This window comes from Microbacterium sp. K24 (assembly GCF_004794465.1).
GTDB lineage: Bacteria > Actinomycetota > Actinomycetes > Actinomycetales > Microbacteriaceae > Microbacterium.
Genome location: NZ_SSDJ01000147.1, coordinates 123,286 through 141,993 on the forward strand (window position 1 = coordinate 123,286; position 18,708 = coordinate 141,993).

The following is an 18,708-nucleotide window of genomic DNA, read 5'->3' on the forward strand; positions in this document are numbered from 1 at the left end:
CATCCGTTCGAGAAGTCGGCGACGACTGTGCTCAGCGCAGGAAGAGCGAGGCGTCGGGACGCGGGGATGCCACCGCGTCGGCATCCGTGACGACACGCGCGCCCTGCACGAAGGCGTGCACCTCGGCGCCCTGCGCGATCTTGGCGGGGTGCGGGCCGGCCGCCAGCATGCGGGGGAGCCACTCGGTCGGGAGCGGAGCAGCGGATGCCGCGATGACGAGGTTGCCGAACCGCCGGCCCTTCAGCACCTGCGTGTCGGCGAGCACGCCGATCTCGGGGAGGACCTCGGCGATCGTGGCCGCCTGCCGGCGTGCGAAAGCGAGGCCCGGGCCGTCCGCGACGTTGACCAGCAGCACTCCGGCGGGAGCGAGGAGGCCGGCGAGCTCGCGGTAGAACTCGATGCTGGTGAGGTGCGCGGGTGTCTGCGCACCCGAGTAGACGTCGGAGACGACGAGGTCGCAGTTCGACTGCAGCGCGGCCGGGAGTCGGCGCACGCCCTCTCGTGCATCGCCGATCCGGATGCGGATGCCGGCGCCCTTGGGCAGCGGCAGGTGCTCGCGCACGAGCTGGGCGAGCGGCGCCTCGAGCTCGATGACCTGCTGGCGGGATCCGGGACGCGTGGCGTCGATGTAGCGGGGGATGGTCAGCGCGCCCGCGCCGAGGTGAACCGCGGTGAGAGGACCGGGAGGCAGCTGATCGATCACCGCGCCCATCCGCACGATGTACTCGAAGTGCAGGTGCGTCGGATCGTCGAGGTCGACGTGCGACTGCGGGGTCTCGTCGACGACGAGCTCGAATCCGCTCGTGAACTCCGACGGCACGATCCGCGCGGTGCCGCCGTGGTCGAGCCGTGCCTGCGGATGCTCGGTGTCACGCGATCGCATCCGGCCCATGCCGTCGAGCCTACGCGCCTGCGCGGGCCGCGATCAGTCCTGCTTGCCGTTCGCGCAGGTCTCCTGTTCTGCGGTCTGTCCGGAGATGCTCGGGTCGAGGGTCGCGCGCGGCACCGGAGTCTCGGTGGCCGGGGCGTCCGTCGGGGCCGGGTCCGTGGTGGCCTCCGGGGCGGGGCTGACGAGTTCGACGCCGCCGTTGCTGGCGACGTCGCCGGTGAGCTGCAAGGGCTGACCGGCCTTCAACGCCGCCCAGATCGTCTCTGCGGCGTCGAGATTCGGAATCACCTTCTGGTCGGGCTTATCCGGGTCGGGGAAGCTCGGGTACTGCACGAACGCGAATTCGGAGAACGGCACGTCCTTGATCGCGAGCCCGAGCTGCGCGAGGCGGACGGGGTTGCTCAGCTCGTCGCTCGGGTCGACGTTGTCGACGATCGTGTTCGCGAGGCGGAGCACGACCGCCGGGTCGGTGAGCACTTCCTCGCTCATGACCTTCTTCACCAGCCGCGACATGTACTGCTGCTGGTTGGAGATGCGCGCCAGGTCGCTTCCGTCGCCCACGCCGTGCCGGGTGCGGATGAACTGCAGGGCTTCGATGCCCGACACGGTGCGCAGGCCGGCGGGCCAGTCGATGCCCGTCGCCTCGTCGCGGATGCCATCGCCGCCGATGCAGACCTCGACGCCTCCGATGGCCTCGGTGACCTCCATGACGCCGTCGAACGAGATCTTGGCCGCGAAGGGGATCGGGATGCCGGAGAGGTCGGTCACCGTCTTCGCGACGCACGACAATCCGGCGTGCTCGAACACGGTGTTGATCGACGCCTTCGACATCGACGAGGCGACGGAGCCGTCGGGGCGCGTGCACTCGGGGACGGCGACCATGAGGTCGCGCGGCAACGACACGACCGTGACGTTGCGCGGCTCCGCCGAGACGTGCACCAGCAGGTTCACGTCGTTGAGCACGCCGCCGTCGGCCTCGGAGCAGCGCTTGCCCAGGAGACCCGTCGACACCTCTCCGCACTCGTCGGTGCCGATGATGAGGATGCTGAACTCGCCGGCGTACGCGCCGATCGACGGGGGCTCGACCTCGGGCGCGTCCTCGAGGGTCACCGCTCCGTCTCCGACGCGGTTGAAGAGGTCGACGACGACGAATGCGGCGACGGCGATGGCGGACGTCAGGACGACCGCCACGACGATCCCCGCGATCTTCAGGAACCGGGGGACACCGGTGCTCTTCTTCACATCTGCGTGGCGGGCGACCGCGGAGCGGTCGCCGTCTCGGGCGCGTCTGGGCATGCGGGCGAGCATACCCAGGCCGCTGCGCAGCCAGCAGGGAAACCGCCGGAAGGGCCGATGTTACGGGCGCATGACGATTGTGGGAGTAACTTGCAGGGAATTAGTTAGTCGTGGATACTTTTTCCTATCCGGTGAGCACCCGATGCCCGCCAGGAGAAATTTCGAAGAGGAGATCCCCTGATGCACAAGCGCATTCTTCCGGTCGTGGCGCTGGGCGCCGCGGCCACGCTCGGCCTGGCGGCCTGCGCCGGCGGTGCCACCGAGAGCGGCACCGACGGAGAGGGCCAGGAGCTCACCGTCTGGATCATGAAGGGCACCAATCCCGACGCGACCGCCTTCTACGACAAGGTCTCCGAGGCCTTCGAAGAGGAGACCGGGGCGAAGGTCACCATCGAGGAGATCCAGTGGGCCGACGCTCACGATCGCTTCGTCACCTCCATCGCCGGCGGCACAACCCCCGACATCGCCGAGACGGGCACCACCTGGACCGCCGAGTTCGCCGACGCCGGCGCTCTCGAGCCGCTCGACGAGTACGTCGACGCCGAGAAGGGCCTGCGCGACGACCTCGTCGAGGGCCTCGCGGTCGCCGGCACCTACGACGACGAGCTCTACGGCATGCCGTGGTACGCCGGCGTCCGCTCGATCGTCTACCGCACCGACGTCTTCGAGGAGCTCGGACTCGAGGCTCCGAAGACGTGGGACGACATCGTCACCGCCGGCGAGGCCATCAAGGCCGCGAAGCCCGACATGCTCCCGTTCCCGGTCGCCGGTGACGCCGAGTTCCAGGTCTACCCCTGGGTCTGGGGCGCAGGCGGCGAGATCGCCACGCAGGACGGCGGCGAGTGGACCAGCGAGCTCGACAGCAAGGAGTCGCAGGCCGGCATCGAGTTCTACACCGGCCTCGCCACCGAGCACGGCTTCTCCTCCGCGGGTGCCACCACCTGGAAGGAGACCGACCTCCGTGACGCGTTCACGCAGGGCAACGTCGCCATGATGCTCTCCGGCTCGTGGACCCCGAAGGCGCTCATCGAGGCGAACCCCGACCTCGAAGGCAAGATCGGCGCCGCGGTCATCCCCGGCGAAGACGGCGGCATCGCCCCGTCCGTCCTCGGCGGATCGCACCTGTCGGTGTTCAACACCACCAAGAACGCCGACCTCGCGTGGGAGTTCGTCAAGCTCATGACCACCGGCGAGTTCGCCGAGCAGTGGTCGAACGAGACCGGCTACTTCCCGGGCGTCCAGTCCGCGATGGAAGAGGCCCTGGCCTCGACCGACCCGCTCGTCGCACCGTTCGCCGAGCAGATGGTCGACGGCGGAGCATCCGTCCCGGTCACGCCGAACTTCGGAGCCGTCCAGGCGAAGAAGACGACCAACGCCATGATCCAGGCCATCCTCAGCGGGCAGAAGGACGTCGCCACCGCGACGAAGGACGCCGCCGCCGAGATGACCGAACTGCTCAACCAGTAAGGAAGCATCCCTTCCATGTCGATGGTGCAAGCGCCACTGCCGGCCACGAAGGCGGAGTCCACCTCCGCCTCCGTGGTCGGCGGCGGCCGACAGAAGCGAGGCATCTCGCTCCTGAAGGCCCGCCCCTGGCTCCTCCTCGCTCCCGGGCTGATCATCCTCGCGGTGCTCATGCTCTGGCCGCTCGTCCAGGTCGTCATCTACTCGCTGCAGGACTACGGCCTGCGGGAGATCAACACGGGCGAGAGCAACTGGATCGGTCTCGAGAACTACGCCGAGGCGCTCACCAACCCGACGCTCTGGACGGTGGTGCTGCCCAACACGGTCGGCTTCGCGGCCGTCGCCGTCTTCGTCACCGTGGCGGTCGGCACGCTCGTCGCCCTGCTTCTGGCCCGCCTCGGCACCACGTGGCGCGTCATCGTCTCCAGCTGCATCATGGTCGCCTGGGCGATGCCCGCGGTGACCGGCACATACGTCTGGACCTTCATCTTCGATGCCGACCGCGGCATCTTCAACTCCGTCCTGAAGGACCTCGGCCTCATGGACGGCTCGGTCAACTGGTTCACGAACCAATGGTCCTTCTACGCCATCGTGCTCCTGAACGTCGTGCACCACGGCTTCCCGTTCGTCGCGATCACGGTGCTCGCCGGGCTCCTCGGCGTCTCGAAGGAGATGCTCGAGGCGGCCGCCCTCGACGGCGCCGGCGCCTGGCGCCGCTTCTGGAAGATCATCTTCCCGACGCTGAAGCCGGTGTTCTCGGTCGTGATCATCCTGTCGACCATCTGGGACTTCAAGGTGTTCGCGCAGGTGTACCTGATGCCGGGCGGGTCGGGCGGCAACCGGTCCGTGCTCAACCTCGGCGTCTGGTCGTACGTCGAGTCGTTCGGCCAGAACCGCTACGGCTTCGGTGCCGCGCTCGCGGTGCTGCTGACGCTCGTCCTGATCGGCATCACGATCGTCTACATCCGGTCGCTCATGAAGGAGGACGAGCTGTGAACCCCCGCGCTTCGCTCAAGTCCCGCATCGGACTCGGCATCGCGGTCGCCGCGGTCCTGATCTTCACGCTGTTCCCGGTCTACTGGATGGTCTCCAGCGCCTTCGACAAGAAGGCCTCCAGCGGTGGGCAGTCGCTGCTGCCGCAGGAGTTCACGTTCGACAACTTCGCGTTCGTGCTCAACGAGGGCGGCTTCGGCACGTTCCTCCGCAACTCCGCGATCGTCGCGCTCGTGACCGTGCTCGTGAGCGCGCTCGTCTGCCTGCTCGCGGCGGTGGCCGTCGCGCGGTTCCGCTTCAAGTTCCGCACCACGGTGCTCATGCTGATCCTCGTGGTGCAGATGGTGCCGCTCGAGGCGCTCGTGATCCCTCTGTTCCTCCAGGTGAAGAGCCTCGGACTGCTGAACAGCATCATCGGTCTGATGATCGTCTACATCGCGCTGTCCCTCGCATTCGGCATCTGGATGCTGCGCGGCTTCGTCGCCGCCGTTCCCGTCGAGCTCGAAGAAGCCGCCTACATCGACGGTGCCAGCTGGTGGCGGATGTTCCGCTCGATCCTGCTGCCCCTCGTCATGCCCGGCCTCGTCGCGACCAGCATCTTCAGCTTCATCACCGCGTGGAACGAGTTCATCTTCGCGATGACGATCCTCGGCGCCGAGACCGACCAGTACACGGTGTCGATCGGTCTGAAGTCGTTCTTCGGCCTGTTCTCCAACGACTGGGGCAGCATCATGGCCGCGTCGACGATCATCACGGTTCCTGTCATGATCTTCTTCGTGATCGTTCAGCGTCGTCTCGCCTCCGGCATGGTCGCGGGGGCGGTGAAGGGATGAGCGCCGACCTCGAGCGTCTCGCGAACGGCGTGCTCTGGCCCGGGTTCCTCGGAACCGAGGCGCCGGACTGGCTCCTCGACGAGCTGCGCGACGGCCTCGCCGGAGTGGTCTACTTCGGCCAGAACGTGGGGGACGGCCTCGCCGACCTCAGCGACGCGATCCTCGCCGCGAATCCCGACGCGCTGATCGGCATCGACGAGGAGGGCGGCAGCGTCACCCGGCTCGAGTCCGCCTCGGGCTCGACGGTGCCCGGCGCGGCGCAGCTGGGTCTGGTCGACGACCTCATCGCGACCGAGATGACAGGCGCGGAACTCGCCCGACGGGTGCGGGCGATCGGGGCGAACGTGATCCTCGGACCGGTCGCCGATGTCAACACCGACCCGAGCAACCCCGTCATCGGCGTGCGCGCCTTCGGCGCGGACGAGCATCTCGTCTCGCGTCACGTGGTCGCGACGATCGACGGCATCCAGGACGGCGCGGTCGCCGCGTGCGTCAAGCACTTCCCGGGTCACGGCGACACTCATGTCGACTCGCACCACGCGCTGCCGGAGATCTCCCTCGACATCGAGGAGTTCGAGCGCGTGCACCTCGAACCCTTCCGCGCTGCGATCGACGCCGGAGTGGACGCCGTCATGACCGCGCACATCGTCGTCCCCGCGTGGGGCGAGGCGCCGGCGACGCTGAACCCCCGCGTGCTCGGGATGCTGCGCGACTGGGGCTTCGACGGCGTGGTCATCACCGATGCCCTCGACATGGCCGCCATCCGTGAGACCGTCGGCATCGACGGCGGTGCGGCGCTCGCGCTCGCCGCGGGAGCGGACCTCCTCTGCATCGGCAATCCCACCAACCCCGGCGAGGCCGCCCAGGTCGATCAGGATCGCCGCGATTTCCTCGCCGCACGCGACGGGATCGTCGCCGCCCTGCGCGACGGATCCCTGGCCCGCGAGCGCGTCGAGGAGGCCGCGGCTCGGGTCGCGACGCTCGCCGCGAAGCTCCGCTCCGCCGCGGACCGGCACCAGGACACCGCCGACGAGTTCGACGCCGCCGCGATCGTGCGACGAGCCGTGTCGGTCGTCGGGGGAGCCCCCGCGGTGGCCTCCGAGGTCGCGGTCGTCGACGCACGCCGCCGCTCCTCCCTGGCCGTGGACAGCGCCGCCGGCTACGTCTCCGGCGCCCTCGCCGCCGACGGGTACCGCGTGCGTCTCGATGTCGCGAGCAACCCTGTCTCCATGCAGGACAGGGTGCTCGACGAGGTCGCCGCGGCATCCGGCACCACCGTGCTGCTGATCGACCGACCCGACGCGGATGCCGCCCAGCGCGCACTCGTCGAACGCGCCGCCGAGCGCGACCCGGGTGCGGTGGTGGTGAACGTCGGCCTGCCGGCGCGGCATCCGCTGCCCCTGCCGACGATCGAGGTCGCCGCCGCGAGTCGGCTCGGGGCCCTGGTCGCCCGCGAGGCGCTGCTGGGCCGCACCGCTCCACCGGAGAGGGTCGACACCGCCGGGTGAGGCGGGATCCGCCCATGGACGCCGACGTTCTCGCACTGGTGCGACGCTCGCTGCCGAAGCTGAGCGCTGCCGAGGCGCGCGTCGCGGACACCATCCTGGGGGATCCGACCCTCGTCGTGGACCTCGCGATCAACGACCTCGCGAAGCTGTGCCGCACCTCCCTGTCGACCGTCGCCCGCTTCGCGCAGACGCTCGGCTACAGCGGGTATCGCGAGCTGCGCGTCGCGGTCGCGCGGACGGTCACGCTCGCCCAGGCGCAGCAGGCCCGCTTCGGACTCGACAGCACGACGATCGACCCCGAGGACGAGCCCGAGGCCATCGCCGCGAAGCTCGCAGCGATGGAGATCGACGCGATCGAGAAGACCGCACGGGGGATCGACGCGGCGGCGCTCGACCGCGTCGCCCGGGCCGTCGTCGCCGCCCGGCACATCGACCTGTTCGGCCAGGCGGCCTCGTCGCTGACCGCGCAGGACCTGCAGCTGAAGCTGTCGCGCATCGGATGCTCCGTGGCGCACTCGCCCGATCCGCATCTCGCGGTGACCACGGCGTCGCTGCGCACGGCCGACGATGTGGGCATCGCGTTCTCGCACGGCGGGGAGACCATCGAGACGGTGCGCGCACTCGAGGTCGCGCGCGATGCCGGTGCGCTCGCCGTCGCCGTCACGAGTGTCGCGGACTCGTCGCTCGCCCTCGCAGCCGATGTGGTGCTGCTCACGCACGCGCACGAGTCGCCGTTCCGGATGGCGGCGATGTCGAGCCGCATCGCGCAGTTGGCCCTCGTCGACGTGCTGTTCGTGCGCGTCGTGCAGCACCGCGGCGAGCCGGTCGCCCTGCCCCTCCAGCTCACGCACGACGCCGCCGCGTCCCGCCGCCGTCGCTGACCCCTGTCCCACGTCCGATTCTCCGGTCGTTGAGCGAGGAGCGCCAGCGACGAGACGAAACGCAGTCTCTTGCGCAACCGCGAGTGTCGGCATCCGCTCGTAGGGTCTCGGGCATGGGCTACGTCTACATCCTTCGCTGCTCCGACGGCACGTTCTACGTTGGAAGTACGCGCGACCTCGATCGCCGGATCATCCAGCACCAGCAAGGCATGGGGAGCGCGTATACGAAGCGACGCCTGCCGATCGAACTCGCCTGGAGCGAAGGGTTCTCCCGCATCGACGAGGCCTTCGCCTGGGAGAAGCGCTTGCAGGGGTGGAGCCACGCGAAGCGGCAGGCTTTCATCGATGGCGGCCTCGATGCCGTGGTCGGCTGGAGCGCTCGGACGAGGGCTGCGCAGTAAGCGTTTCGTCTCGCGAAGACCCGCACTGAGCGAGCGAAGCGAGTCGAAGTGTCGCTCAACGACCGAGATCGTCGCCGAGGTGCGTTTCGTCTCGCGAAGACGCGCACTGAGCGAGCGAAGCGAGTCGAATTGTCGCTCGACGACCGCGGCTTCGAGGTCAGTCGACGTGGTCGCGGGTGCTCGAGAGGGCGCGCGTGGCGATGCGGTGGCCGCGGGCGAGGCTGCCCGAGAGCGAGAGCCCGGTGAGGATGCCGGCGAGGAAGCCGGCGGCGAACGCGTCGCCGGCGCCGATCGTCTCGACGACCGGAACTTCGAGGGCAGCGCTGTCCGCCCGTTCGTCGCCGTCGAACGCCACGGCGCCGTCGGGGGCGGTCACCAGGAGGTATCGCGGCTCCGGGAACAGCGTGCGCAGCTGCTCGGGCTCGCCGACGCCGAACACGGCCTCGGCATCGGGGCGCGAGCAGAAGACGACGTCGGCGTGCCGGGCGAACTCGCTGATCAGCCCGCGCCCCTCGTCCTCGCGGTCGCGCCACAGCGCCGGACGCCAGTTCACGTCGAAGCTGAGCAGCCGATCGGGCCGGCGGTCCCGGAACAGGGTTTCCTGCGCGGCGCGCGCCGACGGCGAGAGGGCGGGCGTGATCCCGGAGGTGTGCACGAGCGCGGCTCCGGCGAGAAGAGCGGATGCCGCGGGCGAGTCGAGCGTGCGCGGAGACAGATGCGCCGCCGCGGACCCGGCCCGGTAGTAGTGCATCGTGCCGTCGACGGCGCCGTCGGGACGCGGAGCGAGCTCTTTCACGTAGAGCCCGGTCGGAGCATCCGGATCGATCTCCACCGCGGAGTCGTCGACGCCGTGCCGACGCAGTTCCGCCGTGAGGAAACGTCCGAATCCGTCGTCTCCGACGCGCGAGACGACGGCGGTGCGGATGCCGGCCGACGCGAGCGCGATGGCCGTGTTCCACTCGGCACCGGCCAGCGAACGGTGGAAGGTGCGGTTGTCCTCGAGGGGAGCCGCGAGGGCGGGGATCAGCGAGACCATGCCCTCGCCGAAGCAGACGGCGAGCGGGGAGGAGTCGGGCACGATCTGGACATTACCGGAACACCGGAATACAGCAGCGGTCGATACCGGATCGCAACACACGGGTGTTTGGTATCTGAGAATTCACTGGGTAGCGTCGAGGAATCACCGTGTCCGGGGCGAAGAGGCTCCGGGACGTGCACAGAAGCGCCCTACAGGGAAGGTCACAGAATGCACCACACAGTCACACGACGGCGGGGGCTCATCGCCATCGCCGGAGCAGCCATCGCCGCGGTCGCCTTGGCGGGTTGCGTCGCCAGCGATCGCGGAGACGAGGGCTCCGAGGGCTCCGGCGATGTCGACGGCACGTTCGTCTTCGCCGCATCCTCCGACCCGGCCAGCCTCGACCCCGCCTTCGCGCAGGACGGCGAGACGTTCCGCGTCTCGCGTCAGATCTTCGAGGGACTGGTGGGCACGAAGCCGGGCACCGCCGACCCCGCGCCTCTCCTCGCCGAGTCGTGGGAGTCGTCCGAGGACGGCATGTCGCACACCTTCACGCTCAAAGAGGGCGTGACCTTCCAGGACGGCACGCCGTTCAACGCCGAGGCCGTCTGCTTCAACTTCGACCGCTGGTACAACTGGACCGGCCTGGCCGCATCCGAGGCGTTCGGGTACTACTACAACAAGCTTTTCAAGGGCTACTCCTCGAACCCCGAGGAGGCCGTCTACAAGTCCTGCGCCCCCGACGGCGACAACAAGGTGACCATCGAGCTGAACAAGCCGTTCGCCGGCTTCGTCGCCTCCCTGTCGCTGCCGTCCTTCGGCATGCAGAGCCCGTCCGCTCTCGCCGAGTTCGGCGCTGACGAGGTCGGGGGTTCGGCCGAGGCTCCGCAGCTCTCCGAATACGCCATGGGACACCCGGTCGGCACCGGCCCCTACCAGTTCGACGAGTGGGCACCGGGCGAGCAGCTCACCCTGAAGGCCTACCCCGACTACTGGGGTGAGGCAGGGCAGGTCGACGAGATCATCTTCCGCACCATCGACGACCCGACCGCGCGCCGCCAGGCGCTCGAGTCCGGCTCGATCGACGGCTACGACCTCGTCGGACCGGCCGACACCAAGGCTCTCGAGGACGACGGCTTCACCATGGTGTCGCGCCCGCCGTTCACGATCCTCTACCTGGCGTTCAACCAGGCCGTGCCGGAGCTTCAGGACCCGAAGGTCCGCGAGGCGCTGTCGTACGCCATCGACAAGGATGCGCTGATCAGCCAGGTCCTCCCGGAGGGCACCGAGAAGGCGATCGAGTTCGTGCCGCCCGTCGTGAACGGATACAACCCCGACGTCACGACCTACGACTTCGACCCCGAGAAGGCCAAGTCGCTCCTCGCCGAGGCCGGATACACCGAGGCCAACCCGCTGAAGCTCGACTTCAACTACCCGGTCAACGTGTCGCGCCCCTACATGCCCGACCCCGAGCAGATCTTCACCGTGCTCTCGTCGCAGCTCGCCGACGTCGGCGTCGAGACCACCCCGGTCTCGGAGGAGTGGGTCGAGTACCTCGACCGCACCACCGGAACCTCGGACCACGGCATCCACCTGCTCGGCTGGACCGGCGACTACAACGACACCGACAACTTCGTCGGCGTCTTCTTCGGCCAGCAGGGCTCCGAGTGGGGCTTCGACAACCCCGACCTGTTCCAGAAGCTGACCGAGGCGCGGGGCGTCGCCAGCCTCGAGGAGCAGACCGCGCTGTACGAGCAGATCAACGAGGATGTCGCGCAGTTCATCCCCGGTGTCCCGCTCGCGCACCCGGCGCCGACCCTGGCGTTCGACCCGCGCGTGAAGAGCTACCCGGCCAGCCCGGTGAACGACGAGGTCTTCACGGACATCGTCCTCACCAAGTAGGTCTGACCATCTGAGGCGCCCTGCTCCGGTCCCCGCACATCGCGGGGACCGGAGCACGGCGTACCTTCCGATCATCGGAGATCTCTTTGCTGCGCACCATCGGCAGGCGACTGCTTTTCCTCATCCCCACCCTGATCGGCCTCAGCATCCTGCTGTTCGCCTGGGTCAGGGCCCTCCCCGGCGGCCCCGCCGTCGCCCTTCTCGGTGAGAAGGCGACACCCGAAGCGGTCGCCCGAGTCAATGAGCTCTACGGCTTCGACAGGCCGCTGCTCGAGCAGTACTTCATCTGGATCGGACGCCTCCTCCAGGGAGACTTCGGAACATCCATCCAGACCAACCGTCCCGTCGTCGAGGAGTTCTTCCGGCGCTTCCCGGCGACCTTGGAGCTGAGCGTCATGGCGCTCATCTTCGCCGTCGGCGTCGGCATCCCCCTCGGGTACTGGGCCGCGCGACGCCACGGCAAGCTCACCGACCACGCGTCGGTCGTGCTGAGCCTCGTCGGCATCACGATCCCGGTGTTCTTCCTGGCCTTCATCCTGAAGTACGTCTTCGCGGTGCAGCTGGGCTGGCTGCCGTCCGACGGCAGGCAGAACCCGCGAATAGACGCCACTCATCCGACCGGCTTCTATGTCTGGGACGGCATCATCACCGGCGAGTTCGACGCGTCCTGGGATGCGATCCTGCATCTCATCCTGCCCGCGCTCGCTCTCGGCACGATCCCGCTCGCCATCATCGTCCGCATCACGAGGGCGAGCGTCCTCGAGGTGCAGAACGCCGACTACGTCCGCACCGGGCGGGCGAAGGGCGTGGGGTCGTCGACATTGCGCAGCCGCTTCATCCTGCGCAACGCGATGCTGCCGGTGATCACGACGATCGGTCTGCAGACCGGTCTGCTGATCTCGGGCGCGGTGCTCACCGAGACCGTGTTCGCCTTCCCCGGGATCGGCTCGTTCCTCGCGAGAGCCATCTTCACCCGGGACTTCCCCGTGCTCCAGGGATTCATCATCTTCATCGCGATCGCCTACGCGCTGATCAACCTCGCGGTGGACGTGTCCTACAGCTTCATCGACCCGAGAGTGAGAGTGCAGTGATGTTTCTCACCATCGTCCGCAAGGAGGCCGCATCATGAGCGTCGCACTCCCACCCGCACAAGGACCGTCGGCCGAGAACGGCGGCGTCATCGACACCGTCGCGATCGCCCAGGCCGGTCTCAAGGAGGGCTCCGGTGGATTCTGGAGCGATGTGCTCCGTCGGCTCCGTCGCAACCCGACGGCATGGATCGGCGCAGCCATCGTGCTCGCGTTCATCCTCATCTCGGCCCTCGCGCCGCTGCTGGCGCCGTATCCCGAGACCGCGCTCCCCGGGGCGAAGTTCATCACCCCGACCCACATCCCGGGTCCGGGTGAGCTGCCGGAGTTCCCGCTGGGGCTCGACCGCTTCGGCGGCGACGTGCTCTCCAAGCTCATCTGGGGCGCGCAGGCGTCTCTCCTGATCGGCGTGATCTCCACGGCCATGGGTCTCATCGGCGGCATGGTGCTCGGTCTGCTCGCCGGAACGTTCGGCGGATGGGTCGACACGATCATCATGCGCGTCGTCGACATCATCCTCTCGGTGCCGAACCTGCTGCTGGCGGTGTCGATCGCGGCCATCCTCGGTCAGACGCCGTTCGCGGTGATGATCGCGATCGGAGCCTCGCAGGTGCCGATCTTCGCCCGTCTGCTGCGTGCCTCGATGCTGCAGCAGCGGTCGAGCGACTACGTGCTGTCGGCGCAGACGCTCGGCCTCGGCCGCGGCCAGATCACCATGTCGCACGTGCTGCCGAACTCCATCGGTCCGGTCATCGTGCAGGGCACCCTGACGCTGGCGACCGCGGTCATCGACGCCGCCGCCCTGTCGTTCCTCGGTCTCGGCGGAGGCCGACCGGAGACGGCCGAGTGGGGCCGCATGCTCACGTACGCGCAGGCGGAACTGGCGATCGCGCCGTGGCTGGCGTTCCTCCCCGGCATCTGCATCGCCGTCACCGCGCTGGGCTTCACCCTCCTCGGCGAGGCGCTGCGCGAAGCCATGGACCCCCGGACGAGGGCGCGATGAGCGCCGCGAAGGAGAATCAGATGTCGACTGCGCCACTGCTGTCGGTCCAGGGGCTCGCCGTGGACTTCGCCACGATGGACGGCGTGGTGCACGCCGTCGAGGGAGTGGACCTGGAGATCGCCGCCGGCGAGACCGTCGCGATCGTGGGGGAGTCCGGTTCGGGCAAGTCCACCACCGCGATGGCCATCATCGGCCTGCTGGCCGGCGGCGGCAAGGTCGCCGCGGGCAGCATCCGCCTCGACGGCAAGGACATCACGCACGCTCCGGAGAACGAGCTGCGCACCATCCGCGGGCGCGACATCGGTCTCGTGCCGCAGGACCCGATGTCGAACCTGAACCCGGTCGCGAAGATCGGCACGCAGGTGGCCGAGACGCTGCTCGCCCACGGCCTCGCCAACCGGCAGAACGTGCAGGCGAAGGTCGTCGAGGCGCTCACCGCTGCGGGACTGCCCGATCCCGCGCGTCGTGCGAAGCAGTATCCGCACGAGTTCTCGGGTGGTATGCGCCAGCGCGCGCTGATCGCGATCGGGCTGGCGTGCAAGCCGCGGCTGCTCATCGCCGATGAGCCCACCAGCGCGCTCGACGTCACCGTGCAGCACACGATCCTCGACCAGATCGGGGCGATGACGCGCGAACTCGGCACGGCCGTGCTGCTCATCACGCACGACCTCGGCCTCGCCGCCGAGCGTGCGGAGCGGGTCATCGTGATGCATCGCGGCAAGGTCGTCGAGCAGGGGCCGGCGCGGCAGATCCTCGAGGCTCCGCAGCATCCGTACACGCAGTCGCTCGTGGCGGCAGCTCCGTCGGTCGCCGTTGCGCGGCTCCGGCCGGAGGCGTTCCACGTCGAGGAGCGGACGGATGCCGAGGCGGCAGCCGACGCCGCGACCGAGGCGGCGAAGCCGAAGGACAACATCGTCGAGATCGAGCACCTCACGAAGGTGTACCCGGTGCGCGGGCGCGGGGAGGACTTCGTGGCCGTCGACGACGTGTCGCTGGCGATCCCTCGAGGCGAGACGGTCGCGATCGTGGGGGAGTCCGGCTCGGGCAAGACCACGACCGCGCGGATGCTGCTGAAGGTGGTCGAGCCGACGAGCGGGCTGATCCGCTACGAGGGCAAGGACATCTCGTCGCTCAGCCGCGCGGAGACGAAGAACTTCCGCCAGCAGGTGCAGCCGATCTTCCAGGATCCGTACTCGAGCCTGAACCCGATGTTCACGATCGAACGCCTCATCGCGGAGCCGCTGGACTTCTACAAGCGGGGGAGCGGCGCCGAGCGGCGCAAGCGCGTGCGGCAGCTCCTCGACGACGTGGCCCTGCCGCAGTCGATGCTGCGGCGGTATCCGTCCGAGCTGTCGGGCGGTCAGCGTCAGAGGGTGGCGATCGCGCGTGCCCTCGCGCTCTCGCCCGACGTGATCGTGTGCGATGAGCCGGTGTCGGCGCTCGACGTGCTGGTGCAGGATCAGATCCTGAAGCTGCTCGGCGACCTGCAGAAGGAGTACGGACTGAGCTACCTGTTCATCTCGCACGACCTCGCGGTGGTGCGTTTGATCAGCGACTACGTCTGCGTGATGAAGGACGGGAAGCTCGTGGAGGCGGCCTCGTCCGAGGAGATCTTCACGAACCCCCGCGACCCGTACACGCGCAAGCTGCTGGCCTCGATCCCCGGCAATGAGTTGAACATCGCGTCCTGATCCGGCCGATCTCGGGGGCTTTTACCGCAGCTTCCGAGATTGGTCAAGGACTGAGCTTGCCATGTCGCAGATTCGCACGTATAGTTGGTAGTTGCGCTCGCTTCTCCCTGCCCTCATATGGTGGTCGGCATTCGTTGAGTCTTTGAGCGCACACTCCACCTGACGACAAAGGAATCGAGAAGCCCTGCGGGGCTCACGGAGGTTATTCCCTTGGCTGCTGCTCGCAACGCATCCACATCCACCACCACCAAGAACGGACGCGGAGCATCCCGTCTTTCGTTCGCCAAGATCTCCGACACCCTGACGGTCCCTGACCTTCTGGCTCTGCAGACCGAGTCCTTCGGTTGGCTCGTCGGCAACGACGCCTGGAAGGCGCGTGTTGCCGAGGCCAAGAAGGCCGGCCGCACCGACGTCAACGAGAACTCGGGCCTCGGCGAGATCTTCGAGGAGATCTCTCCCATCGAGGACCTCGGCGAGACGATGCAGCTGTCGTTCACGAACCCGTATCTCGAGCCGGAGAAGTACTCGATCGACGAGTGCAAGGAGCGTGGCAAGACCTACGCCGCTCCGCTGTACGTCGAAGCCGAGTTCATGAACCACCTCACGGGTGAGATCAAGACCCAGACGGTCTTCATGGGCGACTTCCCGCTCCAGACCGACAAGGGCACGTTCATCATCAACGGCTCCGAGCGCGTCGTCGTCTCGCAGCTCGTGCGCTCGCCCGGTGTCTACTTCGACAAGACCCCCGACAAGACGTCCGACAAGGACATCGTCTCGGCGAGGGTCATCCCGAGCCGCGGTGCATGGCTCGAGTTCGAGATCGACAAGCGCGACCAGGTCGGCGTGCGCGTCGACCGCAAGCGCAAGCAGTCGGTCACCGTCTTCCTCAAGGCGCTGGGCATGACGAGCGAGGAGATCCTCGCCGAGTTCGCCGGCTACACCTCGATCGAGGAGACGCTCGCGAAGGACACGATCGTCACGAAGGAAGATGCGCTCCGCGACATCTACCGCAAGCTCCGTCCGGGCGAGCAGGTCGCCGCCGAGGCCGCCCGCGCGCTGCTGGACAACTTCTACTTCAACCCGAAGCGCTACGACCTGGCGAAGGTCGGTCGTTACAAGATCAACCACAAGCTGGGTCTCGACCAGCCGCTGAGCTCGTCGGTCCTGACCGTCGAAGACATCGTGGCCACGATCAAGTACCTCGTGCGTCTGCACGCGGGCACCGAGGAGACCTTCACCGGCATCCGTTCGGGTAAGAAGGCCGAGATCCGTCTCGCGACCGACGACATCGACAACTTCGGCAACCGTCGCATCCGCGCGGTCGGCGAGCTGATCCAGAACCAGGTCCGCACCGGTCTGTCCCGCATGGAGCGCGTCGTCCGCGAGCGCATGACCACGCAGGACATCGAGGCGATCACGCCGCAGACCCTGATCAACGTGCGCCCCGTCGTCGCCGCGATCAAGGAGTTCTTCGGAACGTCGCAGCTGTCGCAGTTCATGGACCAGAACAACCCGCTCGCCGGTCTGACGAACAAGCGTCGTCTCTCCGCGCTCGGCCCGGGTGGTCTCTCCCGTGACCGCGCCGGCGTCGAGGTCCGTGACGTCCACCCGTCGCACTACGGCCGCATGTGCCCGATCGAGACGCCGGAAGGCCCGAACATCGGTCTGATCGGTGCGCTCGCGACATTCGCGCGCATCAACTCCTTCGGCTTCATCGAGACCCCGTACCGCAAGGTCACCGATGGCGTCGTCACCGAGCACATCGACTACCTGACGGCTTCCGAAGAGGTCGACTTCAACATCGCGCAGGCCAACGCCCCGCTCGATGCCAAGGGTCGCTTCCTCGAGAGCCACGTCCTGGCCCGCCCCAAGGGCGGCAGCGGCGAGGTCGACATGTTCCTGCCGGAGGACATCGGCTACATCGACGTCTCCCCGCGCCAGATGGTGTCGGTCGCGACCTCGCTCGTGCCGTTCCTCGAGCACGACGACGCACAGCGCGCCCTCATGGGTGCCAACATGCAGCGTCAGGCTGTGCCGCTGCTCCGCAGCGACTCGCCGCTCGTCGGAACCGGTATGGAGGGCTACACGGCCATCGACGCCGGTGACGTGCTCACCGCCGACAAGGCCGGTGTCGTCTCCGAGGTCTCCGCGGACCGCGTCGTCGTCATGCTCGACGAGGGCGGCACGCAGGAGTACCACCTGCGCAAGTTCGACCGCTCCAACCAGGGCACGTCGTACAACCAGAAGGTCGTCGTCTCCGCCGGCGAGCGCGTCGAGGTCGGAGAGGTCATCGCCGATGGCCCCGCCACCGAGAACGGCGAGCTGGCCCTCGGGAAGAACCTCCTCGTCGCGTTCATGACGTGGGAGGGCTACAACTTCGAGGACGCGATCATCCTCAGCCAGGACCTGGTGAAGGACGACACCCTCTCCTCGATCCACATCGAGGAGTACGAGGTCGACGCCCGCGACACGAAGCTCGGCAAGGAGGAGATCACCCGTGACCTCCCCAACGTCAGCCCGGAGCTGCTGAAGGACCTCGACGAGCGCGGCATCATCCGCATCGGTGCCGAGGTCCGCCCCGGTGACATCCTCGTCGGCAAGGTCACGCCGAAGGGCGAGACCGAGCTGTCGGCCGAGGAGCGTCTGCTCCGCGCGATCTTCAACGAGAAGAGCCGCGAGGTCCGCGACACGTCCCTGAAGGTGCCGCACGGCGAGCAGGGCACGATCATCGCGGTCAAGGAGTTCAACGCCGAGGACGGCGACGACGAGCTCGGCTCCGGCGTGAACCGCCGCGTCGTGGTCTACATCGCCCAGAAGCGCAAGATCACCGAGGGCGACAAGCTCGCCGGCCGTCACGGCAACAAGGGTGTCATCGCGAAGATCCTCCCGATCGAGGACATGCCGTTCCTTTCGGACGGTACCCCGGTCGACATCGTGCTGAACCCGCTCGGCATCCCGGGTCGAATGAACTTCGGCCAGGTCCTGGAGACCCACCTCGGGTGGATCGCCAACCAGGGCTGGAAGGTCGAGGGCACTCCGGAGTGGGCTGCTCGTCTGCCGGAGGAGGCCTTCGAGGCTGCTCCCGGCACGAAGGTCGCGACCCCGGTGTTCGACGGTGCGAGCGAGGAGGAGATCGCTGGTCTCCTCGACTCGACGCTCCCGACGCGCGACGGCGTCCGCCTGATCGACTCGAGCGGCAAGACGCAGCTCTTCGACGGTCGCTCGGGTGAGCCGTTCCCGGCGCCGATCTCGGTCGGCTACATGTACATCCTGAAGCTGCACCACCTGGTCGACGACAAGATCCACGCGCGTTCCACGGGTCCGTACTCGATGATCACCCAGCAGCCGCTCGGTGGTAAGGCGCAGTTCGGTGGACAGCGCTTCGGTGAGATGGAGGTGTGGGCCCTCGAGGCCTACGGCGCCGCGTACGCGCTCCAGGAGCTCCTCACGATCAAGTCCGACGACATCCTCGGCCGCGTCAAGGTGTACGAGGCGATCGTCAAGGGCGAGAACATCCAGGAGCCGGGCATCCCCGAGTCGTTCAAGGTGCTCATGAAGGAGATGCAGTCGCTCTGCCTGAACGTCGAGGTCCTCTCGGCCGACGGCACGCTGGTCAACCTCCGCGACACCGACGACGAGGCCTTCCGCGCAGCGGAGGAGCTCGGGATCAACATCTCCAGCCGCTTCGAGGCCGCCTCGATCGACGAGATCTAAGGTGCGGGCCGCCGTGTGATGCGGCGG

Annotated in this window: 14 protein-coding genes; 11 read left to right on the top strand and 3 right to left on the bottom strand. The window is 68.0% G+C overall.

The window, feature by feature from the left end:
- Positions 1-31: 31 nt before the first annotated feature.
- On the bottom strand, positions 32-892 hold the full coding sequence (locus DW306_RS18905; protein WP_136057116.1) for a fused MFS/spermidine synthase: 861 nt from the start codon (positions 890-892) through the stop codon (positions 32-34).
- 33 nt (positions 893-925) lie between these two features.
- Positions 926-2,185, bottom strand: coding sequence for an LCP family protein (locus tag DW306_RS18910; protein WP_136057117.1), 1,260 nt, complete (start codon positions 2,183-2,185; stop codon positions 926-928).
- A gap of 180 nt (positions 2,186-2,365) precedes the next feature.
- Between DW306_RS18910 and DW306_RS18915 the strand changes: the two genes are divergently transcribed.
- The 6 genes from DW306_RS18915 (at position 2,366) to DW306_RS18940 (ending at position 8,265) form a co-directional block, all read left to right on the top strand.
- The gene (locus DW306_RS18915) at positions 2,366-3,652 is read left to right on the top strand and encodes a sugar ABC transporter substrate-binding protein (protein WP_136057118.1); all 1,287 of its coding nucleotides are present in this window, start codon (positions 2,366-2,368) and stop codon (positions 3,650-3,652) included.
- A gap of 15 nt (positions 3,653-3,667) precedes the next feature.
- On the top strand, positions 3,668-4,645 hold the full coding sequence (locus tag DW306_RS18920) for a sugar ABC transporter permease (RefSeq protein WP_136057119.1): 978 nt from the start codon (positions 3,668-3,670) through the stop codon (positions 4,643-4,645).
- The gene (locus DW306_RS18925; protein ID WP_136057120.1) at positions 4,642-5,475 is read left to right on the top strand and encodes a carbohydrate ABC transporter permease; all 834 of its coding nucleotides are present in this window, start codon (positions 4,642-4,644) and stop codon (positions 5,473-5,475) included. The genes DW306_RS18920 and DW306_RS18925 overlap by 4 nt, the downstream gene beginning before the upstream one ends.
- Positions 5,472-6,983, top strand: a complete 1,512-nt coding sequence (locus DW306_RS18930; RefSeq protein WP_136057121.1) for a glycoside hydrolase family 3 N-terminal domain-containing protein — start codon at positions 5,472-5,474, stop codon at positions 6,981-6,983. Before DW306_RS18925 ends, DW306_RS18930 begins: the two co-directional genes overlap by 4 nt.
- 14 nt (positions 6,984-6,997) lie before the next feature.
- Entirely contained in the window at positions 6,998-7,864 is an 867-nt protein-coding gene (locus DW306_RS18935; protein ID WP_136057122.1) for a MurR/RpiR family transcriptional regulator, read from the top strand.
- Between the two features lie 113 nt (positions 7,865-7,977).
- Positions 7,978-8,265, top strand: a complete 288-nt coding sequence (locus DW306_RS18940) for a GIY-YIG nuclease family protein (protein ID WP_136057123.1) — start codon at positions 7,978-7,980, stop codon at positions 8,263-8,265.
- A gap of 157 nt (positions 8,266-8,422) precedes the next feature.
- Here DW306_RS18940 and DW306_RS18945 read toward each other — a convergent pair whose 3' ends face one another.
- Positions 8,423-9,343 (bottom strand): sugar kinase, encoded by a 921-nt coding sequence (locus tag DW306_RS18945; RefSeq protein ID WP_136057124.1) that lies wholly within the window; start codon positions 9,341-9,343, stop codon positions 8,423-8,425.
- A gap of 168 nt (positions 9,344-9,511) precedes the next feature.
- Here DW306_RS18945 and DW306_RS18950 point away from each other — a divergent pair, with 168 nt between their 5' ends.
- From DW306_RS18950 to DW306_RS18970, 5 genes are all read left to right on the top strand, one after another.
- Positions 9,512-11,185: an ABC transporter substrate-binding protein gene (locus DW306_RS18950; RefSeq protein ID WP_136057125.1), complete on the top strand. Its 1,674-nt coding sequence runs from the start codon at positions 9,512-9,514 to the stop codon at positions 11,183-11,185.
- Positions 11,186-11,271: 86 nt separating this feature from the next.
- Complete coding sequence (locus DW306_RS18955) at positions 11,272-12,276, top strand: ABC transporter permease (protein WP_136057126.1); 1,005 nt, start codon at positions 11,272-11,274, stop codon at positions 12,274-12,276.
- A 34-nt stretch (positions 12,277-12,310) separates the two neighbouring features.
- Positions 12,311-13,276: an ABC transporter permease gene (locus tag DW306_RS18960; RefSeq protein WP_136057127.1), complete on the top strand. Its 966-nt coding sequence runs from the start codon at positions 12,311-12,313 to the stop codon at positions 13,274-13,276.
- Positions 13,277-13,296: 20 nt separating this feature from the next.
- The gene (locus DW306_RS18965) at positions 13,297-14,967 is read left to right on the top strand and encodes an ABC transporter ATP-binding protein (protein WP_136057128.1); all 1,671 of its coding nucleotides are present in this window, start codon (positions 13,297-13,299) and stop codon (positions 14,965-14,967) included.
- Between the two features lie 210 nt (positions 14,968-15,177).
- Positions 15,178-18,681, top strand: coding sequence for a DNA-directed RNA polymerase subunit beta (locus tag DW306_RS18970; RefSeq protein WP_136057129.1), 3,504 nt, complete (start codon positions 15,178-15,180; stop codon positions 18,679-18,681).
- The last annotated feature ends 27 nt before the right edge of the window (positions 18,682-18,708 follow it).